Genomic DNA, 24,098 nt, shown 5'->3' on the forward strand with positions numbered 1-24,098 from the left:
AAATGTGTAAGGAAGGTTCAACCATGGCACAAGACGATTTGCCCAATGGGTTCACAGGATTCGCCAACAGGAAGCCGGCCGGATTCGAGTCGGCGGCAAGTTCGATGCATCGCACCGCAGGTTCAGACGCGTACAAGACGGCTATGAGCACGTTCGGCGAGACGTCTTCGTGGGGGGCGAACAACGCCTTTCAGTACGCACGCGATCATGCGCGTCCCGACGCCGATCAGGCGCCGGCGACGTTTGATCCCGACGAGCTGCGCGCTATCCCTGCGCTCGACCGGCGCTGGTCGTGGGTTGAAGTCGACTTAAATGCTATTCGCCACAATGCGATGGCATACAAGCAGCGCATTGGTGCAGGTCGCAGGCTGATGGCAGTGGTGAAGGCCGACGCCTACGGTCATGGTGCGGTTCGCTGTGCGCGCACGGCGCTGAATTCCGGTGCCGAGTACTTGGGCGTGGCTACGGTGCAGGAAGCAATCGAGCTGCGCGAAGCGCTGGTGAACGCGCCGATTCTGGTATTGGCGGAGCCCCCGATAACGGCTATCCCGCTGCTTTTAGGCTACAAGGTTATGCCATCGGTTTACACGCCCGAATTCGCTATCGCGTATGCCGAAGCTGCCGATGCCATGGGTCTGCGAGCACCGTTTCATCTGGCGGTGAACACGGGCATGAACCGCATTGGCGTGCGCTACGACGAAGCGGTCGAGTTTATGATGCAAGTGGGTTTTCATCGTGCGCTCGACCTGGTGGGCACGTTTACGCACTTCGCAACCGCTGACCAGGCAGAAACGCTCGATTTCCAAATCCAGCTGAAGCGCTTTATCGAAGCGGTGGGGGCGCTTCGCGCGGCCGGCATTGACCCTGGCATCGTGCATAGCGCGAACTCGGCGGCGGGCATGCGCTATCCCGATTCGTTCTTCGACATGATTCGTCTGGGTATTTCGCTGTACGGGTTCCATTCATGCCGGGAAACTCGGTCGATGGTCGACCTTGTTCCCGCCATGAGCGTGCATGCGCGTATTACCGATGTGCGTACGGTTCCCATGAGCGAAGGCGTAAGCTACGGGCTGAACTACCGCAGTCCCGGCAGCGTGAAAATTTGCACGCTGCCCATCGGATATGCCGACGGGTACCGTCGGGGGCTTTCCAGCCGCGTGAGTGTGGTGTACGAGGGTCGGCTGTGCCGTCAGGCGGGAAACATCTGCATGGATCAGTGTATGTTCGAGGTGGACATGAGGTCGTCGGCACTGCGGCCGCGGCTCGACCCGCAGATTGGTGACGAGGTGGTGCTCGTCGGCTCGCAAGGCGACGCTTGCGTGACCATCGACGAGATGGCAACGCTTTTGGGAACCATTCCGCACGAGGTGGCCATCGGCTTCGGCTGCTCGCGTCTGCCCCGCATCTGGCGCTGATAAGGGGAGGTTTCACCATGTCGAAACCCGCTTTGCCACTTGAGAGCATCCGCGCGCAGGTTGAAGCGTGCCGAAGGTGCCCCTTGGCCGACGGCCGCACGCAGACGGTGTTCGGAGCGGGCGACTCTCACGCCCGTGTGCTCATCGTTGGTGAGGCACCGGGAAAAAACGAGGACCTTCAGGGCGAACCGTTCGTGGGTGCTGCGGGAAAGTACCTGAACGAATTGCTGGCCATTGCGGGGCTGCGCCGCGAAGACGTGTTCATCGCGAACGTATTGAAGTGCAGGCCCCCGGGAAACCGCGACCCTCGCCCCGAGGAAATACAATTGTGCGCCGACTTCCTGCGTGAACAGACGCGCTCTATCAATCCGGAGTTTATTGTTACACTGGGAAATTTCGCGACGAAGTTCATCCTGAAAACCGAAGTCGGCATCACGCGGTTGCACGGCAGCATGCAGCGTGCGGGGCGTTTCAAGGTGTTTCCCATCTTCCATCCGGCGGCGGCGCTGTACGACGGCAGCAAGCGCGTTGCCCTTGAAGATGACTTCCATACGCTCGGCGAACTGATTCGCCAGTCAGACGAGACACATGCACTTCAGCAAGCGCAGGAAGCTGCACGCTGCGCGCCGGAAAGCGTGGTGCAGGAAGCTGGTGGACAACCTGCTGGCAAATCAGCTGATCAACCTGCTGACGAGCAGCCTGCTAACGAGCAGCCTGCTAACGAGCAGCCTGCCGCACAAGCTTCACTCGACTTCTCCGCAGGAGCGTGAGAAATGCCCGCTGAAGAGAACCCTAACGCAGGCTTTGATGCGGTTGCGTACATCAACGAGCCGCGGTGGCAGGCGTCCAGGCTCGGGCTTGATCGCATTCGCGGCTTGCTGGATCGCATGGGGAATCCGCAGCGGCACCTGCGGTTCGTACACGTTGCGGGCACGAACGGAAAAGGCTCGGTCTGTGCCTATCTTGCCAGTGTGCTGCAGGCAGCAGGATTCCGAACAGGACTTTTTACGAGCCCCTATATTATTCGCTTTGAAGAGCGCATCCGTATTGATGGCAAAAGCATATCCGAGGCCAATCTTCGTGCGGTAACGCTATTCGTGCGCAGCCATGCCGAGGCGATGGCTGCGGAAACGGGCGACCACCCAACCGAATTCGAGTTGATGACCGCCGTGGCGTTCGAGTATTTTGAGCGCAGTGGATGCGACATTGCCGTTGTAGAAGTGGGGCTTGGCGGTCGTTTGGACTCTACGAACGTGATCGAGCAGCCCGAGGTGTGTGCGATTGCTCGCATTGGGCTTGACCACACGGCGCTATTGGGCGACACGGTGGCAGCCATCGCAGGTGAGAAGGCGGGTATTGTGAAGTCGGGTGCGATGGTAGTGTCGTATCCGCAGGATCCCGAAGCTGCGGATGTTATCAATCACGTTGCGGCGAGCTGCGGATGTACGGTGCGTATCCCCGATTTCTCACAGCTAGAAGTTGAACCTGTTTGCGGCGCGCGCCGGGCGTTTCGCTACAAAGGTAGCACGTATACAACGCAGCTTCTGGGAAGCTATCAGCCGGAAAATGCCGCGCTTGTTATCGAAATTGTTGCCGCGCTACGCGCTCGGGGGTGGAACGTTTCCGATGAAGCGCTGTGTGTAGGCATCGCTTCTGCGCAATGGCCAGGGCGCTTTGAGGTGATAACGTTGGGCGCCAAACCCGCCGGACCCGCCGGACAAACCCTGGTCATCGACGGTGGACACAACCCGCAGGGGGCTTTCGTGCTAGCCGATTCGCTGCGCGATGCGTTTCCGGGCAGGAAGGTGACGTTCGCATGCGGTGTTCTGGCCGACAAAGACTACCGCGCAATGGTTGCTGCGGTGGCGCCGTTGGCAAACGCGTTCGTGTGTGCCGCCCCGCCCAACCCCCGTGCGCTTCCCGCAGATGACTTGGCGCGCGCGGTGCGCACCGAGCTGCAACAAGCAGGTGTTTCCGCCGTGGTGGAAACCGCGCCGACGATGGCAAGCGCTCTTGCTCGTGCGCGCGAACTTGCTGCGCCCGGCGGGCTCATCTGCGCGTTTGGCAGCTTGTACTCCATTGCTGAGCTGAAGGCGTCGCTCGCCTGAATACGCTTGAACACGACGAAGTATGACGGAGCTTACCTGAGCTCTACGGAGCTCGAATTGTGCCACTTTCGTTTCCCTGCTCGCCGTGCCGTGCCGTAAACGGTACCATAGTGCAAACACCGATCAATTCCGCCAGCTCAAGCCGCACGGCGATACCCGTTGGTGTTTTCCAAACATATATCATGTCGACTACGTTTCAAGGAGAACGAACATGGACGTAACGGAACAGCGCTACCTTAAGCTTCTTTCCCGGTCGTTCCCTTCCGCCGCGAAAGCGTCGGCGGAAATCATCAACTTAAGCGCCATTTTGAACTTGCCTAAGGAAACCGAGTTTTTCGCTTCCGACATCCATGGCGAATACGAGGCATTCTCCCATATCTTGCGTAACGGTTCGGGGTCTATCCGCATGAAGATAGACGACGTGTTCGGCGACACGCTTGACGAAGCGGAAAAGCGATCGCTCGCTTCGCTTATCTACTATCCGTACGAGCGCATGGATCTGGTGCTTTCCCAGGTAAGCGACATACAGGGATGGTACTCGGTCGTGCTTCCCCGTTTAGTTGAGGTGTGTCGGCGCGCCGCGAGCAAGTATACGCGCAGCCGCGTGCGCAAGGCGCTGCCGCCGGAGTTCGCCTACATTATCGAAGAGCTGTTGACCGAAGATCGTTACGGCGTCGACAAGCAAGCCTACTACGAAGCCATCATCAGCGCCGTCATCCGTACGAACAGCGGGCGAGCGCTCATCGAGGCGCTGTGCAACCTCATACAAAAGCTGGCCATCGACCACCTACACATTGTGGGCGACATCTACGACCGCGGGCCGGCCCCGCACGTCATCATGGATGCGCTGATGGGCTATGGCTACCATGCGCTCGACATTCAGTGGGGAAATCACGACATCGTGTGGATGGGCGCGTCGCTGGGGCAACGCGGCTGCATCGCGCATGTGGTGCGCAACTGCGCGCGTTACGGCAATCTGTCCATTCTGGAAGACGCCTACGGCATCAATATCTTGCCGCTCGCGCAGTTCGCGCAGCGCGCCTACGCCGACGACCCGTGCGTGGCATTCGGCCTGAAGGGCAACCCCGATTTAAGCCCGCAAGACCTTGAACTGAACATCAAAATACAGAAGGCCATGGCTATCATCCAATTTAAGGTGGAAGGTCAGCTCATCGACGAGAATCCCAGCTTTGGGCTGCAAGATCGCAAGCTGCTGCACCTTATCGACTACGAGCGTGGCACCGTGCTTCTTGACGGCGTGGAACACGAGCTTACCGACAAGGTGTTCCCCACAATCGACCCGGAAAATCCCTATCAGCTCACCCCCGAAGAAGAAGACGTGATGCAGCGCCTGGAGCAGGCGTTTACAAGTTGCGAAAAGCTACAGCGCCACATGCGCTTCTTCCTAGAAGTTGGCAGCTTGTACAAGGTGCAGAACAACACGCTTATGCTCCACGCCTGCGTGCCGCTGAATGCCGACGGAACGCTCAAAGAAGTAAACGTGTTCGGCGAGATACTGAAAGGTCGCGAGCTGTACGACACCATGGAGAACTGGGTGCGCATCGGTTTCTACAGCGACGACGCGCGACTGCGTAAGTGCGGCCGCGACCTGATGTGGTACCTGTGGCTGGGGGAGGGTTCGCCCCTGTTCGCGAAGAGCAAAATGGCCACGTTTGAGCTGTACCTTATCGCCGATAAGGCGGCGCGCAAGGAAGTGAAGAACCCGTTCTACACGCTGTTGGAAGACGAGTCGGCACTGGCGGGTATCTTCGAAGACTTCGGGCTTGATCCTGACCAATCGCGTATCGTGTGCGGACACGTGCCGGTGAAGGTGAAGGACGGCGAAGACCCGGTGAAGTGCGGCGGGCGTGTGCTTACCATCGATGGCGGTTTCTCGAAAGCCTACCAGCCTACTACCGGCATTGCGGGATACACGCTGATCAGCAACTCATACGGTTTCGTGCTGGCTGCCCATGAGCCACTGGAATCGAGGCAAGCGGCGGTGGAGAAGATGCTCGACATCCATTCGTCCCGGCGTGTGGTGGAAAGCGTGCGTGCTCGAACGCTGGTGGCCGATACGGACACGGGAACAGTGCTAAAGCAGCAGATCGCCGACTTGGAACGCCTGCTCGAAGCATACCGTCGTGGCGAAATAGCCGAGCGAGAATAAATCGCAGGGGGGCAAATGCCGCGCCCTGCCGCGCTCTACGCCCCCTGCGCTCTTCCGAGCTCTTCCGCGCCTCCTGCACCCCTATACCTTCTGTACACCCACGCCCCTGCACGCCCCCGCATTGAATGCGGGGGCGTTTGCGTCGCGCAATGACACGAGTGCCGCGCCCTGCTGCACCCGTGTCATTGCGGGTTTTCCCAATTTCCCAAAACCTGTTGAGGTGAGCCTTTCTGGCCTAGATACTGTACGTGGCAAGGGGAGACGTTTAATTCAATCAAATCGCAGATCACGCTATTACTGTACAGGGAAATTGCTTCCCTTGAACGCGTATATCTGCAACCTGGTCCCTTGTGTAACGCTGGCAGTCGATCAAGGAGGCGAGCTTCATGACGAGAGGTCTTACAGCAAAAGGCGAGGTGCGCCCGTGGAGCGAAACACACGTGCGAAATGAATCAGGTAGGGGCGACGAAGGGGCAAGCATGCTGCCTTCAACAAGCCGTCGCTCGTTTCTGAAACTTGCGGGCGTCGGAGCGGTTGCCGCCATTACGCCGCAGGTTCTAACGGCGTGTTCTACGCAAGAGAAAGCCACAGATGGCGGTGCGCCTTTAGGGAAATCGGGGCCGGTGGGCACGGCGCAGCCCGATTACGATCGTGTTGGTCGGTGTACCTGTGCGCCGAATTGCGTGGGAAGCTGCGGCATTAACGCTTTCGTGAAAGACGACACTATCGTAAAGGTTGAACCTGCCGACTTTCCCGATGAAAACTACAACCGCATTTGCCTGTGCGGCATTTCGAACGCGCTCCAGCGCGTGTATTCTCCCGATCGCATAAAGTACCCCATGAAACGCGTTGGCGAGCGGGGCTCAGGCGAATGGGAGCGCATCAGCTGGGAAGAGGCCATCGATCTCATCTGCGAAAAGATGACGTACAACATCGAGAACTACGGACCTACCGCTAACTCATGGCTGGGGATGACGGGCAATTACGGCATCGTTCCGCAGTGCTTCTCGGGAATGATGGCCAGCACGTATGATGGCACGCAGTGGACAAACTTCGGCATCATGGGCGACTTGGGATGCAACATGGGCTGGATTCCCACAACGGGCGTTCAGCAAGACGCTGCCGACTGGGAAGACATGTTGGGGTCGAAGACCATCATCATGTTTGGCTGCAACTACGCAGAAACCAACAAACAAGAAATGCACTTCCTTTTCGACGCGCAGGAAGCAGGCTCCCGCGTGATTGTGGTCGATCCTCGTTACTCGCGCACGGCGGCGAAAGCTGATGTGTGGATTCCTATTCGTCCGGGAACCGACGCAGCGCTCATGATGGGCATGATGAACTGCCTTATCGCTGACAACAAGATTGACACCGATTACATTCGCTCGAACACAAACGGTGCGTTCCTTGTTGACGCGGCCACGCGAAAGCTCGTGAAAGACGGCGATGACTACCTGGTATGGGACGAGCAGGAAAACGCCGTGGCGAAGGTGTCTCCCCTCTCTGATGACTTGAAGCCGGCCTACCCGTCGGTGCAGGTGCAAGGCGAGGTGCCCGATGCGTGCGACGTCCCCGATACCGCTGCGATAACCGGAACGTACGAAATTGAGGTTGGCGGCGAAAAACTCACGGCCAGTCCCGCGTTCCAGGCGATTGTTGACTCTGTTGCCGCCTACACGCCCGAAGTGGCCAGCGCCATCTGTGAAGTGTCGGTTGACGACATTGTTGAACTTGCGCGCGCATACGCCGAGGATACGCCGGCGAAGATCCAGATCAGCCAGGGAACCAATCGCTACTGGAATGGGCATCTTCCCACGAGGGCGGCCATTCAGATGGCGGCCATTACCGGCAACGTGGGCAAGCAATATGCCGGCGTCAACTGGGCGGGTGGCGGCCTCATGCGTGTTTTGTTCAGCGTGAACCCTGAAGGTATGGCGCCGCGCGAAGGCCATGCGGCCACAGCACTGCCAGGCACGCAGTGGATGGATCTTGTTGCCAGCCAGCAGCCGCATCCCATTAAGCTCATCTGGTTCAACAACTATGGATGGGGAACGCAAGGCCCCGAAGGCAGAAAGCTTGTCGAAGAGGTTTTGCCTCAGCTCGATTTCATTATCACTACGGATAACATTTTAAACGCTGGTGCCGAGATGTCCGATCTTGTGCTGCCCGCCACGTCGTATTACGAAGAGCCGTTTGAGGTAGTTACCGCTTGGTCGAACTTCTACGTGCAGGCGCGCGAGCAGGTAATTCCGCCAATGTACGAGGCGAAAAGCGATTACGAGATTGGCCAGATGGTAGCCGAGCGTTTCGGTATCAAAGACGAAACGGCGTGGAAACACGATGCGAAGGAATGGGCGCGCAAGTACGTTATCGAAGGAAACGCCGCGCCGGAATTCCGCGCCATCGACTTCGATGAGCTTGTGGAAAAGCAGGTCGTACGAGCCGATTTCCCCAGCCCGTATATTCCGTTCGAATCGCAGCGTTTCGCCACGCCGTCGGGCAAGCTGGAAATCTACACCGACAGCCTGGTCGATTTCGGCGAGGAAGTAGCCGCATTCTACGAGCCGGCCGAGAGCAACCGTCAGGAATTGGCGGCCAAGTTCCCGCTTACGTTCATGAATGCCAGAACGGTGTACACCACGCACAGCCAGCACGTCAACCTGCCGTGGATTGGCGAGCTCATTCCCGAGCCGTGGATTGAGATATCTACCGCCGACGCGCAGGATCGTGGCATCGCGACTGGTGATGTGGTGCGAGTGTTCAACGATCGCGGCGAGTACCGGGTGAAGGCGCTGGTGACCGAAGAGCTGAAGCCAGGCTGCGTGAACCAGCGGCAAGGCTGGTGGCCGAAGCACTTCCCCGAGAACAGCCATTACCGCGATCTGCTCCACATGAAACTAAACCCAGCTCAGGACGCGATCTTCGAAACGAACTTCGCGCCGTACGACAATCTTGTTGAGATCGAGAAGGCGTAAAGGAGATAAGCCATGACGAAATATGCCTTTGCTATCAACCTTCACCGTTGCGTTGGGTGTCGTACCTGCACAGTCAGTTGCAAGATGGAAAACACGGTTGCCGATGGCCTGCAGCGCATTCGCGTGCTGAACGACGCCGGCGAAACCACGCTCGATGCGCCCGCGGGCGTTTACCCGAACGTGTCGTTTCTGTGGCGACCCGTGCCTTGCCAGCATTGCGATGAGCCGCCGTGTATCGACCCCTGTCCGGTTGAGGCCACATGGAAGCGCGATGATGGCGTAGTCGTCGTTGACAAGGAGCTCTGCATCGGGTGCGACTCGTGCATTAAGATGTGCCCCTACGACGCTCGCTTCTTAGACGAAACGGCGGGTGTGGTTGACAAGTGCGATTTGTGTATTCACCGCCTGTCGAACGGCGAGGAAAAAACCATGTGTGAGCTGTGCTGTCCCAACCGCGCAATCACCGTGGGCGACTTAGACGATCCGGAATCGGCCATTTCGAAGATTATTGCGGAAAACAACGTCGAACGCTACGATGAAGAAGCGGGAACACAACCGAACGTGTACTACTGGTGGTCGGTGAAGAAGGCGTAGCGCACGCAAAGGGTGTCGCACGTATGGCGCCGCGCCGGTCGTGCCGGCTACGTCGGTCGCGTCGCGGCGCGGCGCCGAAAGGAAGGTTGATTGTCATGAGCGAACGGTGCGCGCAGGTACCGCCGCAGGTTGTGTCGAAACAGGTACCACCACAGGCTGTACCGCCGCAGGTGTTAACGCAGACGCCACCGCAGGTTGTACCGAACGAGAACCAGACGCAGGCGCAAGCTGCGCAGGCGTTTGCGCTGCTTGCTGAAACGCTTTCGCGCTGCCTGTTGCGTCCTACCGAAGGCTTGGCAGGCGAGTTGCAGTCGGGCGCGCTGTCGGCTCAGTTAGAAAGCCTGATTAACACGGGTGATGACGAAGAGCTCGTGAAGGCACTTGCCGCCGTCAAGAGCGAAGAGCTCGCGCTTGCGCACATGGAGTTGACTCAGGCGCGGCTTACGCTTGAGGTCGAGTACAATCGGCTGTTTGTGGGGCCAGGCAAGGTGCTCGCGCCTCCGTACGAGTCGTTCTTCCTTACTGCACATGAGGAAGGCGGGCGAGGTCGTCTTCGTGGTCCGTCCGAACGTGCGGTGCGTGCATGTTATGCAAAGTTCGGCTATGCCATGCCCGAGTTGTTCGTTGACTTTCCTGACCATATTGCCATCGAACTCGAATTCATTGCGATGTTGGCAAACGAGGAAGCGCGCGCCTGGTGCGATGGCAACGAAGATATAACTTTATTCAAGCAGCGTGCAATTGACGATTTCTGCCGCGATCATCTTGCCTGTTGGGTTGCCCCGTTTGCCTCCGCTGTGGCTGCAGGGTCTCGCCGTGCGTTGTATCCCGCCATCGCCACACTGGCAAAGCGCCTGGCTTAGGGCAGCAGAGGGCGGCGTTGCTGGCACTGCCAATAACGCCGCTTAGCCCGGAGTAAGCCAAAAGCGCGGTGTTGCAGGCAACGCCGCTTAGCCTTGGGTAGGGCAAGGAACCTGCGTTTTCGGCGTGCCGAACAATCAGTTTCGGGGCTGGTTGCCGGCGAACAGTTCGCGCGAAACAGGATGAGCCGACAGCAGCGATGTTGTTGCTCCGTCGATGAGGGCGAAAGCGCCGCTCGCCTCGAAGATTCTGCTGGGGGAACGAGCGTCGTCGCATGTTTGTACAATGCCGCAACGATGCATTCTGTTGAGTGCATCGTTGCATGCCGAAAAGCTCTTTCCGGTAAGCTTGCACGCGCACTCTACCGTGATCAGCGGATAGCCGGCAAGCAGTTGCAAGATGGCATCGGCGGCCGATCCCTTACTCGATTTCCCCAGCTTTCGACTCCATTCCGCCTTCAATTTCTCGAAATGGGCAATACAGCTTTCGGTAACCGCTGCGGCGGCACCGGTGCTATCGGCGCAGAACCGCGCCCAGTTGTCCAACGCCAGGGCGCGATCGCGGTCGTCCATCGAATTGCCGAAACGGTATGGCAAAAGCAGCTTCGCGTGACAAGGAGTATTGATGGCAGGCAGCAAGGCGATGGGTGCAATGATGCTTTTCACCAGGCCACGCGCGTAGAAAAGCGCATGCGAAAGCGCGCGGCCCGTTCTATCGAGACCTGTTTTGAACGGTCGAATTTCCTCAAATTGAAAATGCATGAAGCTCGCCTGAGCAATGGGGGAGAAGCAGCCGCTGTTCACGAAGTCGCAAAGATCGTTAACAAGCGGGGTAATTTCTTCAGGTAGCGAGGGTTGAAAACATGCAGGGCCACTTCCGGCGTCGCTCTCGCATTCGTCTTCGGGTGCTCGTTCGGGGGTGCCCTCCAAACAGGGGTTGCCTCGAAAATGTGTTCCAGTTTCGACGGCAGGCTTTCCGTGTACGCAGCGAGAATGCACGTCGAGAATAAAGTCGGGCGTGAACGTAAACCCAGGCTCCACTGTGTGTGATATCCAACGCAGCGTTTGCAAGTAGCGGTACGCCTCTTGCGATGCTTCGGCTTGCATGGAGGCCGAAGCATCGGGTTGAGCTGTCGCATGAGAAGGTACGGCGGCGTTTGGCGGCTGGCTTTTAGCGGTGGCGTCGTACACTGCCAAGTCGCGCATGCTCGGCTGCAGGCCGTCTACGCGCACGGTCGAATACGCCTCAATGCGTGCGATAGTTTGCATGAGGGATCGTCCGAACAACGACGACGCTAGATGATCTTCAAGCCGCACAAGTGCCATTTCGGCGCGAAATGCCTCCGCAGAGGTTCTGCCAGAAAGAAAGAACTGCTGGTGGGACAGGGGAACTGGAGCAAACACGGTGACCTCCCATGATCCGCGGTCCTCCATGAGCCGTCTGTACTTTCCTTCATTGTACGCCATCGCCCGGCATCGCTGGCCGCCATTGCGGTTTCTTTGATTTTCTGCAATGGGTGCGTAGGTGACGAGGGCTGACATGTGGCGGGAGCGCGGCGGGTACGCTCAGTTCGCAAAGCAATTGTTTACGCTTCAATAATGGGGAGGGGGGACAATATAGAGCAGTACTAACCAAGGAAGCCAAAAAGCCCCGAGGAAAGAAACCGTGTCGTCAAAGCCCCACTTGTAGCGCAAAAGTACCCCTTCACACAGAAAAATGAAGACATATGCGGAACTTAGCTGTAATATGCAAAAGGTTTGCGAAAAACAATACGATAAGCGTAAACCGTCAATGTTAGTTTGCGAGAATCAAATCGGGATACGACATTTACCGTTTTGAAATGTGTGTGAATGTAGGGGGCGTAACTCTAACATGAAAAGGGAACGAGCTTGGCATCTGACGCGCTCCCAGCAACAGATTCTTAACTATCTTGTTAATCTAACGGCAACCGACGGCGTGGCGCGGTGCACGAAGCGCGATATCGCCCAAGCCATTGGTTGTAGTGATAAAACCGCCGACCGTGCGCTCGTGCGCTTGCGCAGGGAAGGGTTTGTCGAAGCGTCCGCCTGCTTTGATGAAAGTGGAGCTCAAATAGGCAACACCTATCGAGTCCTGCGACGTTCGGTCATGTAGTGTACCAAAGCTGCTTAGTGCGTGTTCTGCTCGGCGACAATGGTGAAGTAGTGGGTATGGGTGCTATGACGGAAACCACCTCACGGGCGTCTACGTGCTGCCGGCATGGTTTGGAGTGCTTCCAACTGCTTATTGTGGGAATCCGAGAAACTGCTCAGTGAATAAACGTTGAGAGCCGTTCCCTGTCTATGTAATGCCTGATAAGCAAACGTGGACCACACTTTAGTGATCCACGTTTGCCAACGGTCTCAGCTTTGGAGAAACCCAGGGCTATACAACTCGATTGGTTCAAAGCCGAAGCGATTCGCGTCAAGTGTTTTTACTACCGTCTTAATGGCCATAACTTCGCTAATGACCCAAATGGGCTCGAGAACTCCGAACAGGGTGAACAACCAGAAGAAATCGTACTCAATCATAAGCACCCAGCACATCACGGAACACATAGTGTCCCACACGATCATGGCGCAGTGCACATTGACGGGATAGCAGTCTACACCGTCGCGCTTCTGGATACCCGCGACGTTCGTGTAATGCATAAAGCCTAGTGGTTAGTTAAGCACTCGTTTTCCAGTTCGATTGTCGGTTACAGGCGAATCGGGACACCGGGGACACAAGGTCATTGTCCCGAATTGTCCCCGTTGGTTCCGCCCTTTGAAGCAAATTCGGATAGTGTTCCCATTATCCACGTTGTCCCGTGGTCAGCGAAACCCTCTTTGGCCGGATGCGAGTTGTGGCCGAGTCTCGAAATCCGCCGCAGAGCGCAGTATGGGTCGTCGGCTATAATAGCCTTAATCAACGGGTAATGCGGTGAAAGCGGTAGAACCATGGGCGAGTCGAGCGGGTTATACAAAGATGGCATATTTCGCAAGGGGAAGGTGCGTATCTCTGATCTTGCGGGCCGCAAGATGTTGCCCATTGGGAACAGCAACTTCGCCACGGTGGTAGAAAACTCGGTGTTTATCGATAAGTCGATGCTTATTGCCGATGTGCTCGACAGTGGTTCGTCGGTCACGTTGTTCTGCCGGCCGCGCCGCTTTGGCAAGTCGTTGAACCTGAATATGTTGCAACGCTTCTTTGAAGCTGAGGTGCCGGGTTATCCGCTGCCCGTAGATATTCCGGCATTGTTCGGCAACCTGGCCATTTGGGATGCCGACAGCGGTCGCTACCAAATTCATGCCGGGGCTTATCCGGTCATTCGCTATTCGTTTAACGATGTGAAGCAGCAGGCATGGAGTAATGCACGAGAGGCGATAGCCGCTAACATTGCAGCAGAGTATCGGCGTCACGAGTACTTGGGTGAAAGCGATCGTTTGAGTGCGGTGGAAAAAGAGTTGGTCTTGCGTCTTGCCTCTGGAGAGGGCGAGGATGCGGAAGTGCAGAAGTCTCTCGCTACGCTTTCACAGATGCTCTTTAAGCATCACGGTAGGCGTGTCGTGGTGCTCATCGACGAATATGACGCGCCCGTCATGGCGGGTTATACCTACGGTTACTATGCAGAAGTGGTTGGCTTCCTTAAAGGATGGCTCACCGGTGCGCTGAAGGATAACGACGCGTTAGCATTCGCGGTACTCACCGGGGTGCAGCGCATCACGAAGGAGTCTATCTTTTCAGATTTGAACAACATGACGGTGAACACCGCTCTCGATACGGCCTCCGATGAGCGTTACGGTTTTACTCAAGCAGAAGTGGATGCCCTGGCCGAGTATTTGGGGTGCAAGAATTGCGTAACTGAGGCCGGGTATTGGTACGATGGTTATCGCTTTGGCAACACGGACGTGTACAATCCCTGGAGCACGCTCAACTACTTCCGAAGCGGGGGTAAAGCCGATGTGTATTGGGGTAACACCTCGAGCAATGCGGTTTTAGGCGACATGGTTCGTAGTGCCGACGACCGCCTGTTGGGAAAACTCTACGGCCTTTTAGAGCCCGGTGGCACTGTGCGCGAGCCGCTGGATTTGGGTATCGTGTTTCCCGATGTTGGCCTGCGCAAAAGGGCCCTGTGGAGTATGCTGTATTTGGCCGGTTACGTAACCACCGATGACACCGGATCGCCGAATCGCACAGATATCCTGCGAGCCTTGCGTATTCCTAATCGCGAAATTGGCCTGCTGTTTCAAGGCGAGGTCATCGAGCGTTTCGCTGAGATGGCTGGCGGCCGCGACCGATTGGACGACCTTCATGCCGCTTTGATGCGCGGCGAGGAAGCTCTTGTGGAAGAAGAGCTCGAGCGCATCTTGCTGGATTCCGCTAGTTTCTTCGATCTGGTGAATGAAAACAGCTACCACATGCTCGTGTTAGGGTTGTTGTTTGGGATACCATACTATGGACGGCCGCAGTCGAATCGCGAGGCGGGCCGCGGCCGTTTTGATATCCAGATTGTGCCAGATAATCCTAAGCGTGCGCCCCTCATCACCATCGAGATTAAATACGCGAGGCCCGAAACGCTGTCCGAAGAGGGCTTGCGTGAACTTGCTAAGGAAGCTTTGGCCCAGGTTGCCGACCGTGCCTACGACGGGTGGGCGGTCAACAGTGTGGGCAATCTCCGTTATGGTATCGCCTTCAGTGGCAAGGCTGTCGCTGTGGCAGGGGATCGCATCTGCTAACCTTTGTTGTCTTCAGATTTGTCAGTCACGCTCACGGGAAGCAGCCGCATTCTACTCTGGGGTCAATCGAGGACTTGCATAGGAATAATTATGCCGCTATAGTAGAGGCACTATTTTACCGAACTGAAATCGGCACAATACTACCTCAGCGTTTTCTATCCGAAGGACACGAGGATCAACCATGAACGCAACAACCTTCATAAACACTGTTGCTGCCGCTGTCAGGGAGCGTAGACACACCCTGGCTCTCACGCAAAAACAGTTGGCGAGCATGGCGGGGGTTTCCGAGCGGCTCGTTCGTCTGATTGAGGCAGGCCAAGCCCCTGGCGTAGGCGTTGAAAAGCTCGCGATGGTTCTCTCTCCACTTGGGCTTGAACTGGCTTTGGAGGGCGATGCGCGTTGCGTAGGCGCATCGGACGAGACGAGTGAGGAAAACGATGAGTACGAGCGACTCCTGCAATATGCGGTAAGCGGTTGGGAAGGTGCGGGCACCAATGGAAAGTAGGGCGCTTGAAGTTCTGATTTCGGGACAACATGCAGAGCTGCTGGCGTTACAGGATAGGAAAGCCTCGTGAGATACATCGTTGCTAAGAGCGATCATGCGGAAGCGATCCACTATGTGCTACAGACGACCATCCGAAGCGTGTATCCGAAGTACTACCCGGCCGAGGTAGTCGAATTCTTCTGCAGCTTGCACTGTATTGAACACGTGTGGGAAGGTGTCGCATCTGGGCACATGGGTGTTCTGCTCGGCGACAATGGTGAAGTAGTGGGAACGGGGTGCTACGACGGAAATCACATTACGGGCGTCTACGTGTTGCCGGCATGGCAAGGGCGTGGATGCGGCACGCAGATAATCGAGCAATTGGAGAAGCTCATCGAAGCCAATCACGATACGGTGTGTCTGGAAGCATCGCTTCCAGCAGCATGTCTCTACGAGCACAGGGGCTACAGGACCGTCGGCCATGGCGTCATCGATCTCGAAGGCGGCGTGAAGCTGGTTTACGAGAAGATGGAGAGACAATTGAAATGATGCAATTTTAAGCGCTCCAGAAAGCTGATTTACCACAGGCCTCTCTTAGATCCTTCTCCATGGCAAAACATGCAGGGTTTTCTATCAGATGGTGGGGTGATTGATTCCTGAGTAAAGAAAAACCCCGCTAGCATTTGCACCGTACGCGGGGTAAATCTAAACGAAGGAGTCGCCCGGTAGCGCGGGGTGCCTCCTGCTGCGAAGTGTAGCATGTCTAAAGACGGCTGCCATGGGCGGGTTTTGGAGTGCTACCTTCACGTTTGCCCGATGGATTTAAACAACTCTCTTATACAGAATGGGTTCGTCGTATCCGAAAGTCTTTTTTCCTTTGACCTCCATACTCTCGCTGACCTCTAAGTAATCTTTGGAGAATCGTTCAAACAGAGTGAACTTTAGCGTAGGGGAAAACATGCTTGTACTGCCGCCTTCCCATACTCCGTTGCTTTCAACAAACAACGCCGGCGTGAATTTTTCGGATATTTTCAAGTCGTGATAATCAACCGATGTGAGTGCTTCATACGTAAACGTACTTTTCTTATAGCCATCAGGCAGTTCGTAAGATGTCAGTTGTATTCCAGCCTCTTCTTCGGTAAACAAAAACAAATGAGGTGAGGCGTGCGTATTTCCGTTCGCCGTATAGTAGCTTTCCTCAACCATGAAAAGACCCTTGAAGTCCTTCGGCATATTCGTGATCTTTTCGTTGCAGATCGTATTGACATGCTCTGCGAAAGGGAAATCGGCATGAGTTTGCTTCATTCTCTCAAACTGCTCAACGTTGTCGAAGTTACCCGTCAACAGAACCATAAACTCGTTCAATTTGCCCATGTTGCTTTCCTCCCTGTTTTTTATTGGTCTTGAGAACCAGATTCTTCATGAGGTCTAACAATTCCCGGCGGCTGTCATCATCTATATCGGATAACACCAGTTCATCCCACGAATGAAAGAGATCACGACTCTCCTCAACTACGTTCATACCTCTTTTGGTCAAGCTTAAAACGTTGAATCTTCTGTCGTCGCTGTTCTTCCTTTGGGTAACGAGTTCCTTGTCTATGAGCTTCGCCATAATACGGTGTAGTTGTCCTGCGTCTAATGTAAGGTACTCTGCAATTTCTGTGGAAGAGCAGTTGTTATTCTTGCTTATATAAATCAGGACGAACAGCTGACCGTACGTTATTCCAAGGTCGCGCATTCTTTCGGTGCAATACGACACAAAGTGTTTTCGCAGTAGTGCGATATAAAAAGCAAACGATGTATGTTCCACGCGATCACCCCCTTCCTACGCTCGTATTTGACAATGTCAATTATGACCTACATTTGACATTGTCAAGTTACGAGTGCCAAAGGGTTCACTCAATTGGCACTATATTGGTCCACGGGTCAGCTAGTGACAGGGGAGCAGTGAGGTAACACAAACGCTCTTTCAGTACACTATGCTGCAATGTGCCGCGTAGTGCCGTGGTGTGCCGCGCTGCGTTGCGCGTATCTATACAAGCTGCTACACGTTGTAAAGTGCTGCAAGTATCATATGGCGCTGCGTGTGTATGCATGCATTGTGATACGCTGCGTTCGTCCGTTTCTTGCTGCACACTGCTGAGCTGCTATGTTCAAGCTTAGCGATCTCTTGTCCTGAAAAATGCAGGATTGCTTGCAATAGGAACCGCGAAAGACATATTCAGGTACGGTTAGATATGTCGAACACCGTGCTGCCTGATTGGGTGTCTGACCGCGAAAGGTTTGGGCAGGTATGCTCAGGCAAAGAAAGCCTCGCTTTCAGCCACTTTTTCTACGAAATGCGCGATTGAGCAAAGTTAGCCGTGGCTTCGGGAACTTTTTTTACGAAATGTACGATGTGATGGAGTCGGTAAAGCTCATCGAATCTTCAGAAAAAACAGCGGTCGTCTCTGACCAGGGAAAACGTAAGAGCAGTCTTAAGAAGAGAAGAGTAATGCTCGTTTCCTACCCACTTTTATCGCTTTAAATCGTACATTTCGTGGAAAAAGTTCCCGAAGCCACGGCTAACTTTGCTCAATCGCGCATTTCTCGAATTTTCTGACAGTTTGTGAGCAATGGACTGACGTGGAGATAAATGCTTGATGAGTATGGCAGAAGCTGGCCAATAGCGGCGGAAGACTTTGTTTTAGTAGCGTATCAGCTGTTCTCGAGCGGCTTCCATATTCGTACGCGGCAGAGCTTTTGTGCATCGCCGCTGATGGGGGTATAATCGATGTTTGTGTACGTGACCACCGATTGCTGCATGCCTGTTGAAGCAAGGTACTCGCCGTAGTCGTCGGCACCGTTTGCCACGTCTGACGAGAAGTAGCAATTCGCATCAAGGTCGACTCCTACCACGGCCGACGTCGACTTCACCATGAAGTAGCCCCCGCACCAGGCAGGCGCGGCAGTGGGGGTGCGGTTGAAGCAGAACCAGGGAACGTCGCTGTAGCTATCGTTGTTTCGGACGGTTGGCTCCGAGGTGTCATCGGCGTCTTTCCCACCGCTTCCCCCGTTGTTCCCGCTGCTTTTGCCGCCTTTGTCCTCGTCCTCGTTACCGACTTCCGCCGGCTGAGGCTCTACAGAAACAGTCGGCACGTACGTGCCCAAATTCGCAATGCCGTCGCCGTAGTTGTAAATGGCGTCGAACGTGAACGTGAAGCCTGTCTGCCCATAGCCCGCTTCGAGCGGCTTCATCGATCCGGGCAGTGTCATGGTGTCGAGTACCTGACCGCTTTCTCCGTCGATGTGTGTTAGCTGGTAGTAGATCGACGTCACGTTGGCTCGCGGCGTGATAACGAGTGAGTCCTGCAGCGCGTAGGGTGGCGTTGCCATACGTCCGTGCGAGGTATAGACAACCGTGGTGTCCGTCGATCCGAACGGGGCGCTTGTCAGCGTGGAGTCAGACGTGCTCATGGCTCCATTAACCTTGGGAAGCACTTGCCAAAACGCGCGGTTGCCAACAGCTGCCAAGCTGGGTATTTCCCAATCCGAGCCACCTTCGGCCGCAAGCGTTGGTTCACCGAGCGTCATTGATCCGCTCAGCGTAGCTGTGTATACGCGCCACACGTTGTCGAGGATATTCTCTTCCACCCATGCCAGTCCGTTCGAATTTCCGCGAACGTCGTACACTTCGAAGCCCTCATCTGATCCAACGGCCTGCTCGAGCACGGTGCTGCACGTACCGTTTCCCAAGGTCAGAATGCCTATCTTTACAAGGGGGCGCGCTTTGTCGGTGGGCAGCAGGCAAACGGCTACGGACGGATCGTTGCACCAGAGCATCGTTCCGTAATCGAGTTCAATCTCGTGCGCGAGCGACATGCGCTCGCCCCATTCCGCCTGCTCAAAGCTATCGGTGGTAGTTACCGCGTCGGTGGAAACCTCGAGCACCGACATCTCGTCGTTGTCTTTGCCGGCATTCGCTGCCAAGTAGGCACCACCGCCCAACAAAGCGGCGCTTCCTGCACCCAGCGCTCCCAAAAGCAGGTTACGCCTGGTAATTAGAAGCTCCGCCCCAGCGCTCGCACCTTGAGGAACGCGTGCTTTGGGTGCCCGTGCGCTCGGTTTTGCCGGAGCAGAGGCTTGCGTTGGGCTCCGATGCGACGCGAACGTGCGCGGCGAAGCGAAATTCGGAGAATGCGATGCATGTGACGCGTGCGACTCGTGGGCAGCGCGAGAAGCACGCGACGCATGGGGGATGTTCGACGCATGCGGAACGTGCGAGGCAGCCCCCGAACGGCGGGTGGCTCCCGTGCTGCGCGATGCGGTGGGCCTGCTTGCCGTCCCCCGCGATTTCGCCGCGCGCGCTCGGTGGTTCGTTGTGTGTGTCGTTCTGCGGGTAACCATGGTGTTTATTGTGTCATTTCGCCTGCAGGGGAAAGCCGCCTTGTGGTCAATTGCTACAATAAACGCAAACACGACTAAGGCGTATCAGGTTCTTGCGCGCTTCGCGTAGGAAGGTTCCGAAAAGCACTGTTAAGGAGCAAACTCATGGGAAATGAAACTCGACGCATCTTGCTTGTTGAAGACGAGAAGACCATCCGCGACGCCGTTACGGCGTATCTGGAGCGCGAGAACTACTGGGTAACGGCGGTCGGCGACGGCCAAGATGCCCTGGAAGAATTCTCGAAGCACCATTTCGACCTGGTTATTCTCGATCTCATGCTTCCGCGCGTGCCGGGCGAGCGTGTTTGCCGCGCCATCCGCGACAATTCCGATGTGCCTATCATCATGCTTACCGCGAAGGGCGAAGTTGAAGACCGCATCATCGGCTTAGAGCTGGGTGCCGATGACTACCTGGTGAAGCCCTTCAGCCCTCGCGAGCTGGTGGCTCGCAGCCGCGCGCTGCTGCGTCGCGTGCATGTTGATTCCGAACCGCAGCGCGAGGTGCTGGAATTCGGCGAGCTGACCATCGACGTGTCTGGGCACAAGGTACTCGTCGCCGGCAACGAAATCGACCTCACTGCTAGCGAGTTCAAGCTGCTCACCACGTTGTCTCGCTATCCGGGTCGCGTGTACTCGCGCATGGAGTTGGTGGAGAAGGTGCTCGGTTACGACTTTGAGGGCTACGAGCGTACTATCGATAGCCACGTGAAGAACCTGCGCGCAAAGATTGGCGACAACCCGCGTAGCCCCAAATGGCTGCACACGGTTCATGGCGTGGGTTATCGCTTCGAAGACCCCACGAAGGCCGCGCAGTAGCGTATGGGCACGTTGCGGTACCGCGGCGGCGAGCAAAGCGCCGATTGCAACAAAGAATCTGGTGAAAAGCCTGTCGAGCAAGACAGTGCCGACACCGGCGAAACCGAACGGATCGTTATCGAGATGGGTGCCGACGAAGGGGCGCCCATCTCGTATTCTGAAGACGAAGACAACGACACTTCGCAGGGTCGCAGGCATCGCCGTCGGGGCACGTGGAGCAACCTGCCCTACATGCATCGTGTAACTTTAAGCTTCGCGCTTATCGCGGTCATGACGGCGCTGGTTGCCATTGGGGTGCTGTCTTTCGTGTGGGACCAGCATTTCCGTTCCTACACGCAGGACAACATGCAGGCGCTCGCCGACCAAACGGCCGACAACATTGAAGCCGTCTACAAGGAAACGGGCACGCTGTATTCGCCGCAGGTGTTCGCTATGGCCCGCTATTCCGAAAGCCTGAACAGTGGCGTGGGCGTGGCTATTGTCGACAACCGCGGCGGCAACGTGGTGTACGACTCTTCCGATGTTCTCGCGAACGAGGACAACGGAGCAGAAGGCCCCGGGGCAGACGAGGGTGTAAACCCATTTCCCAGTGACGCTCCGTTAGGTCTGTCTCAGCATGGCAGCCAGTTCGCCAGCGCTCCCATTACGGTCGACGGTGCGGCCATCGGCTCGGTGCGCGTGTGGGTGTACGGCTCCGAAACGCTCATCCGCCAAACCGACCAGCAATTCCGCGACAGTTCATACCGCGCTATGGTGTTTGCCTCGCTGCTGTCTGTTGCTTTGGCAACATGCATCGGATGGCTGTTCGCCCGCAACTTGGTGTCGCCGGTGAATACGGTTGCCCGAACGGCGCGCGAGATCAAGGAAGGTGACTTGTCGGCGCGAACCGGCTTGCATGGTGATGACGAGATAGCCCGCCTCGGAGAAACGTTTGACGCCATGGCCGAAGCAGTGGAGAAAGACCGTGAACTCGAGCGGCGCCTGACAACCGACGTTGCTCACGAGCTGCGCACACCGCTCATGGCTATCCAATCGACAGTTGAGGCCATGGTCGATGGTGTATTTGAGGCCGACGAGGAACGTCTCGAAACCGTGAATTCCGAAGTTCAGCGGTTAAGCCGCTTGGTCGATGCCATTCTGAAGCTCTCTCGCTTGGAGAACCGCTCGACGCCCATGAAGAAAGAAGTCGTCGACGTGGGCGAGTTGGTAGATGGCATCGTCGCCACGCACGAAGCATTCGTTATCGATTCGGGCCTGCGCTTCGAATCCGACTTGGAGCAGGGCGTTTACGTGCTGGGCGACGCCGACATGATTCGTCAGGCAACGGCAAACCTCATATCAAATGCGGTGCGCTACACGCCGGAGGGTGGTTGCATTACGGTAAAGGTTTCCAAAGGCGACCTCATGGCCAGTATTGTTGTGGCTGACACCGGCATCGGGCTTTCCCCAGAAGAGGCAAAAATGGTGTTCTCACGCTTCTGGCGCGCCGATGCGGGCCGTCAGCGTGAAAGCGGCGGCCTGGGCATCGGGTTGTCGGTGGTGAAGGAAATCGTCGATCGCCACAACGGCTGGGTGCAGGTGAAAGGACAGAAGGGCGTAGGTGCCACGTTTATCATCCATATTCCGCTCTATCAGGGTGAGGACAAGCGGAAGGGGCTGCGTCAGAAAAACCCAATTGCCCCGTCGTGGACGGGCGGAAAATAGCAGATAATATTACGATGCGAAAAAGCGGCGCGGCTTGCATGTGGGTGCGTGCCGACAGAGGAGAAGAGGAAGGAATCTTACATGACGGGAATCGACATCAAGCCCGATGCGCAGGGCAAGGTTCGCGATCTGTATGACTTAGGTGATTCGCTGTTGCTGGTTGCGACCGATCGCATTTCGGCGTTCGACTACATTTTAGAAGACGAGATCCCCTATAAGGGTCAGGTGCTTACGCAGCTGTCGTGTTTCTGGTTTGAGCTGCTCGCGGGTGTGGTTGACAATCACCTCATCTCGGCTGACGTTGCCGACCTGCCCAGCAAATTTGCGCCCTACGCCGAGTACCTCGACGGGCGCTTCATGTTGGTAAGGAAGGCCGACATGTTCCCTGTCGAATGTATTGTGCGCGGCTACCTTGCCGGCAGCGGTTTGGCGGAATACGAACGCCAGGGAACCGTATGTGGCATTCAGCTGGCCGAGGGCCTGGTGAACTCGTCGAAGTTGCCCGAACCCATTTTTACGCCGTCTACGAAGGCCGAAATCGGTGACCACGACGAGAATATCAGCTTCGAGCGCTGCGCCCAGCTTATTGGCGACGAAGCGGCCGCGAGCTTACGCGATCTGGCCATCGGTGTTTATTCCAAGGCGGCCGATCATGCCGCCGAGCGTGGCATCATCATTGCCGACACCAAGTTCGAGTTCGGCGTGATCGACGGCAAGATCATCTTGGCTGACGAGGTGCTCACGCCCGATTCTTCTCGCTTCTGGCCGGGCGACGATTATCAAGAAGGACGCAGCCAGGCGAGCTTCGACAAGCAGTTCGTGCGCGATTGGCTTACGGCCAACTGGGATAAGACGTCGGGTACCAAGCCGCCGCGGCTTCCGCAGGACGTTATCGACCGCACCAGTCAGAAGTACATCCAAGCCTACGAAACCATTACCGGGCGCAAGTTCGTCCGGTAGACACACCCGCTCGCAGACTCAAGGAGAGCCATGACACAGCGAAACCCCATGAACGAACGTTACACCGTCGAGGGCAAGCGCAAGGGAACAACGCGCAAGAGCGCAGCGTCTGCCAAGCCCACAACCAAGGCTGCCTCTTCGGTGCGCATTGAATCAACTTCCAAAAAGAAAAAGGGCGGCAAGGCTGCCACGCCGAAGCAGAAGGCCGAAGAGAAACAGACCAAAGCTCGGGTGCGCGAAATCGAGGGCATTCTAGAGCGAAAGTACTACACGCCTCCTACCAACGAGTTCAAACAAGCCCGCCGCGCATGGTGGTGCTTGCTTATCGTTGCCATCATCTGCACGATTGGCACCTGGGTTGGTCAGGGGAAACTGCCCACGCCGGCGCTGTACTCGCTGCTGTTTGCTGCGTATGCGGGCATTATCGGCGCGCTGGTGCTCGACTTCACCAAGATCCGCAAAATGCGCAACGCCTACCTGCAGCAGATGTCGGGCGCGATTGCGAAAGACCGTCGCATACTGGAAAAGGCGCAGAAGGAAGCCGACGCTGCTGAGGCTCGCGGCGAGAAGATCGAGCGCAGCCAGTTCCTCGCTCAATCCATTGCTGTTCCCGAACTGCCTAAGCGCAAAGGGCTTTTCGGTAAGAACCGCGAGGACGTTCCTGACAAGGACGCCCAGCAGGCCCAAGAGGCAAAGGAAGCCGAAGAGGCCAAACGCGCCGAGAGTGCGAAACGCGCCGAAGATACAAAACAGGCAAAGGATACGAAGCACGCCGCTTCTACTTCCGAAACGCCTGATGACAACAAGAACGACCCCGCAGACAAGTAGTTGCCTGCGCGGATACGCCTAT

Annotated in this window: 21 protein-coding genes; 16 read left to right on the forward strand and 5 right to left on the reverse strand. The window is 56.5% G+C overall.

Annotated elements, in window-relative coordinates; all coding sequences use genetic code 11:
• Positions 1–23: 23 nt before the first annotated feature.
• The 7 genes from alr to G7Y44_RS02545 all read left to right on the forward strand — a co-directional run bounded on the left by alr (position 24) and on the right by G7Y44_RS02545 (position 10,125).
• Entirely contained in the window at positions 24–1,415 is a 1,392-nt protein-coding gene (alr, locus tag G7Y44_RS02515; RefSeq protein WP_165247288.1) for an alanine racemase, read from the forward strand.
• A 17-nt stretch (positions 1,416–1,432) separates the two neighbouring features.
• Positions 1,433–2,185 carry a uracil-DNA glycosylase gene (locus G7Y44_RS02520; RefSeq protein WP_165247290.1) on the forward strand — a complete coding sequence of 251 codons (753 nt, stop codon included), beginning with the start codon at positions 1,433–1,435 and terminating at the stop codon, positions 2,183–2,185.
• A 3-nt stretch (positions 2,186–2,188) separates the two neighbouring features.
• On the forward strand, positions 2,189–3,523 hold the full coding sequence (locus G7Y44_RS02525) for a bifunctional folylpolyglutamate synthase/dihydrofolate synthase (protein ID WP_165247292.1): 1,335 nt from the start codon (positions 2,189–2,191) through the stop codon (positions 3,521–3,523).
• A gap of 211 nt (positions 3,524–3,734) precedes the next feature.
• Positions 3,735–5,693 (forward strand): fructose-1,6-bisphosphatase, encoded by a 1,959-nt coding sequence (locus G7Y44_RS02530; protein WP_165247294.1) that lies wholly within the window; start codon positions 3,735–3,737, stop codon positions 5,691–5,693.
• A gap of 386 nt (positions 5,694–6,079) precedes the next feature.
• The gene (locus tag G7Y44_RS02535) at positions 6,080–8,668 is read left to right on the forward strand and encodes a molybdopterin-containing oxidoreductase family protein (RefSeq protein WP_241159152.1); all 2,589 of its coding nucleotides are present in this window, start codon (positions 6,080–6,082) and stop codon (positions 8,666–8,668) included.
• A gap of 12 nt (positions 8,669–8,680) precedes the next feature.
• Entirely contained in the window at positions 8,681–9,262 is a 582-nt protein-coding gene (locus G7Y44_RS02540) for a 4Fe-4S dicluster domain-containing protein (RefSeq protein WP_165247296.1), read from the forward strand.
• Between the two features lie 95 nt (positions 9,263–9,357).
• A complete protein-coding gene (locus tag G7Y44_RS02545; protein ID WP_165247298.1) occupies positions 9,358–10,125 on the forward strand; it encodes a TorD/DmsD family molecular chaperone in 768 nt (255 codons plus the stop codon).
• 135 nt (positions 10,126–10,260) lie between these two features.
• Here the strand turns inward: G7Y44_RS02545 and G7Y44_RS02550 are convergent, their stop codons facing one another.
• Entirely contained in the window at positions 10,261–11,589 is a 1,329-nt protein-coding gene (locus G7Y44_RS02550) for a Fic family protein (RefSeq protein WP_165247300.1), read from the reverse strand.
• 406 nt (positions 11,590–11,995) lie between these two features.
• On the opposite strand from G7Y44_RS02550, the gene G7Y44_RS02555 reads away from it, so the two are divergent.
• Positions 11,996–12,256 (forward strand): helix-turn-helix domain-containing protein, encoded by a 261-nt coding sequence (locus G7Y44_RS02555; protein ID WP_165043369.1) that lies wholly within the window; start codon positions 11,996–11,998, stop codon positions 12,254–12,256.
• Positions 12,257–12,504: 248 nt separating this feature from the next.
• On the opposite strand, the gene G7Y44_RS02560 is transcribed toward G7Y44_RS02555, so the two are convergent.
• Positions 12,505–12,792, reverse strand: coding sequence for a hypothetical protein (locus G7Y44_RS02560; protein WP_165043367.1), 288 nt, complete (start codon positions 12,790–12,792; stop codon positions 12,505–12,507).
• 288 nt (positions 12,793–13,080) lie between these two features.
• On the opposite strand from G7Y44_RS02560, the gene G7Y44_RS02565 reads away from it, so the two are divergent.
• The 3 genes from G7Y44_RS02565 (at position 13,081) to G7Y44_RS02575 (ending at position 15,892) form a co-directional block, all read left to right on the forward strand.
• Positions 13,081–14,859, forward strand: a complete 1,779-nt coding sequence (locus tag G7Y44_RS02565) for an AAA family ATPase (protein ID WP_165247302.1) — start codon at positions 13,081–13,083, stop codon at positions 14,857–14,859.
• 181 nt (positions 14,860–15,040) lie between these two features.
• Positions 15,041–15,364 (forward strand): hypothetical protein, encoded by a 324-nt coding sequence (locus G7Y44_RS02570; RefSeq protein ID WP_165247304.1) that lies wholly within the window; start codon positions 15,041–15,043, stop codon positions 15,362–15,364.
• A gap of 66 nt (positions 15,365–15,430) precedes the next feature.
• Positions 15,431–15,892, forward strand: coding sequence for a GNAT family N-acetyltransferase (locus G7Y44_RS02575; protein ID WP_165247306.1), 462 nt, complete (start codon positions 15,431–15,433; stop codon positions 15,890–15,892).
• 273 nt (positions 15,893–16,165) lie between these two features.
• Here the strand turns inward: G7Y44_RS02575 and G7Y44_RS02580 are convergent, their stop codons facing one another.
• From G7Y44_RS02580 to G7Y44_RS02590, 3 genes are all read right to left on the reverse strand, one after another.
• Positions 16,166–16,717, reverse strand: coding sequence for a hypothetical protein (locus tag G7Y44_RS02580; RefSeq protein WP_165247308.1), 552 nt, complete (start codon positions 16,715–16,717; stop codon positions 16,166–16,168).
• Positions 16,677–17,153, reverse strand: coding sequence for a bilirubin utilization transcriptional regulator BilQ (gene bilQ / locus G7Y44_RS02585; protein WP_206214380.1), 477 nt, complete (start codon positions 17,151–17,153; stop codon positions 16,677–16,679). The genes G7Y44_RS02580 and bilQ overlap by 41 nt, the downstream gene beginning before the upstream one ends.
• Positions 17,154–18,040: 887 nt before the next feature.
• A complete protein-coding gene (locus G7Y44_RS02590) occupies positions 18,041–19,330 on the reverse strand; it encodes a Tat pathway signal protein (RefSeq protein ID WP_165247310.1) in 1,290 nt (429 codons plus the stop codon).
• Between the two features lie 97 nt (positions 19,331–19,427).
• Between G7Y44_RS02590 and G7Y44_RS02595 the strand changes: the two genes are divergently transcribed.
• From G7Y44_RS02595 to G7Y44_RS02615, 5 genes are all read left to right on the forward strand, one after another.
• The gene (locus G7Y44_RS02595; RefSeq protein WP_165247312.1) at positions 19,428–19,838 is read left to right on the forward strand and encodes a hypothetical protein; all 411 of its coding nucleotides are present in this window, start codon (positions 19,428–19,430) and stop codon (positions 19,836–19,838) included.
• Between the two features lie 35 nt (positions 19,839–19,873).
• Positions 19,874–20,584 (forward strand): response regulator transcription factor, encoded by a 711-nt coding sequence (locus tag G7Y44_RS02600; protein ID WP_165043351.1) that lies wholly within the window; start codon positions 19,874–19,876, stop codon positions 20,582–20,584.
• A gap of 3 nt (positions 20,585–20,587) precedes the next feature.
• Positions 20,588–22,288 (forward strand): sensor histidine kinase, encoded by a 1,701-nt coding sequence (locus tag G7Y44_RS02605; RefSeq protein ID WP_241159153.1) that lies wholly within the window; start codon positions 20,588–20,590, stop codon positions 22,286–22,288.
• An 81-nt stretch (positions 22,289–22,369) separates the two neighbouring features.
• Positions 22,370–23,248, forward strand: coding sequence for a phosphoribosylaminoimidazolesuccinocarboxamide synthase (locus tag G7Y44_RS02610; RefSeq protein WP_165043349.1), 879 nt, complete (start codon positions 22,370–22,372; stop codon positions 23,246–23,248).
• A 30-nt stretch (positions 23,249–23,278) separates the two neighbouring features.
• Positions 23,279–24,076 carry a hypothetical protein gene (locus tag G7Y44_RS02615; RefSeq protein ID WP_165247314.1) on the forward strand — a complete coding sequence of 266 codons (798 nt, stop codon included), beginning with the start codon at positions 23,279–23,281 and terminating at the stop codon, positions 24,074–24,076.
• Positions 24,077–24,098 lie beyond the last annotated feature (22 nt).

The organism is Adlercreutzia sp. ZJ141 (assembly GCF_011038965.1).
Taxonomy (GTDB): domain Bacteria; phylum Actinomycetota; class Coriobacteriia; order Coriobacteriales; family Eggerthellaceae; genus ZJ141.

Excerpts from the sequence above, each read along its gene's own strand:
- G7Y44_RS02525 (WP_165247292.1), top strand. The coding sequence starts at position 2,189 with ATGCCCGCTGAAGAGAACCCTAACGCAGGCTTTGATGCGGTTGCGTAC.
- G7Y44_RS02540 (WP_165247296.1), top strand. The coding sequence starts at position 8,681 with ATGACGAAATATGCCTTTGCTATCAACCTTCACCGTTGCGTTGGGTGT.
- G7Y44_RS02570 (WP_165247304.1), top strand. The coding sequence starts at position 15,041 with ATGAACGCAACAACCTTCATAAACACTGTTGCTGCCGCTGTCAGGGAG.
- G7Y44_RS02600 (WP_165043351.1), top strand. The coding sequence starts at position 19,874 with ATGGGAAATGAAACTCGACGCATCTTGCTTGTTGAAGACGAGAAGACC.
- G7Y44_RS02545 (WP_165247298.1), top strand. The coding sequence starts at position 9,358 with ATGAGCGAACGGTGCGCGCAGGTACCGCCGCAGGTTGTGTCGAAACAG.
- G7Y44_RS02550 (WP_165247300.1), bottom strand. The coding sequence starts at position 11,589 with ATGGCGTACAATGAAGGAAAGTACAGACGGCTCATGGAGGACCGCGGA.
- G7Y44_RS02535 (WP_241159152.1), top strand. The coding sequence starts at position 6,080 with ATGACGAGAGGTCTTACAGCAAAAGGCGAGGTGCGCCCGTGGAGCGAA.
- G7Y44_RS02565 (WP_165247302.1), top strand. The coding sequence starts at position 13,081 with ATGGGCGAGTCGAGCGGGTTATACAAAGATGGCATATTTCGCAAGGGG.
- G7Y44_RS02560 (WP_165043367.1), bottom strand. The coding sequence starts at position 12,792 with ATGCATTACACGAACGTCGCGGGTATCCAGAAGCGCGACGGTGTAGAC.
- G7Y44_RS02520 (WP_165247290.1), top strand. The coding sequence starts at position 1,433 with ATGTCGAAACCCGCTTTGCCACTTGAGAGCATCCGCGCGCAGGTTGAA.
- G7Y44_RS02580 (WP_165247308.1), bottom strand. The coding sequence starts at position 16,717 with ATGGGCAAATTGAACGAGTTTATGGTTCTGTTGACGGGTAACTTCGAC.
- G7Y44_RS02530 (WP_165247294.1), top strand. The coding sequence starts at position 3,735 with ATGGACGTAACGGAACAGCGCTACCTTAAGCTTCTTTCCCGGTCGTTC.
- alr (WP_165247288.1), top strand. The coding sequence starts at position 24 with ATGGCACAAGACGATTTGCCCAATGGGTTCACAGGATTCGCCAACAGG.
- G7Y44_RS02605 (WP_241159153.1), top strand. The coding sequence starts at position 20,588 with ATGGGCACGTTGCGGTACCGCGGCGGCGAGCAAAGCGCCGATTGCAAC.
- G7Y44_RS02610 (WP_165043349.1), top strand. The coding sequence starts at position 22,370 with ATGACGGGAATCGACATCAAGCCCGATGCGCAGGGCAAGGTTCGCGAT.
- G7Y44_RS02615 (WP_165247314.1), top strand. The coding sequence starts at position 23,279 with ATGACACAGCGAAACCCCATGAACGAACGTTACACCGTCGAGGGCAAG.
- G7Y44_RS02555 (WP_165043369.1), top strand. The coding sequence starts at position 11,996 with ATGAAAAGGGAACGAGCTTGGCATCTGACGCGCTCCCAGCAACAGATT.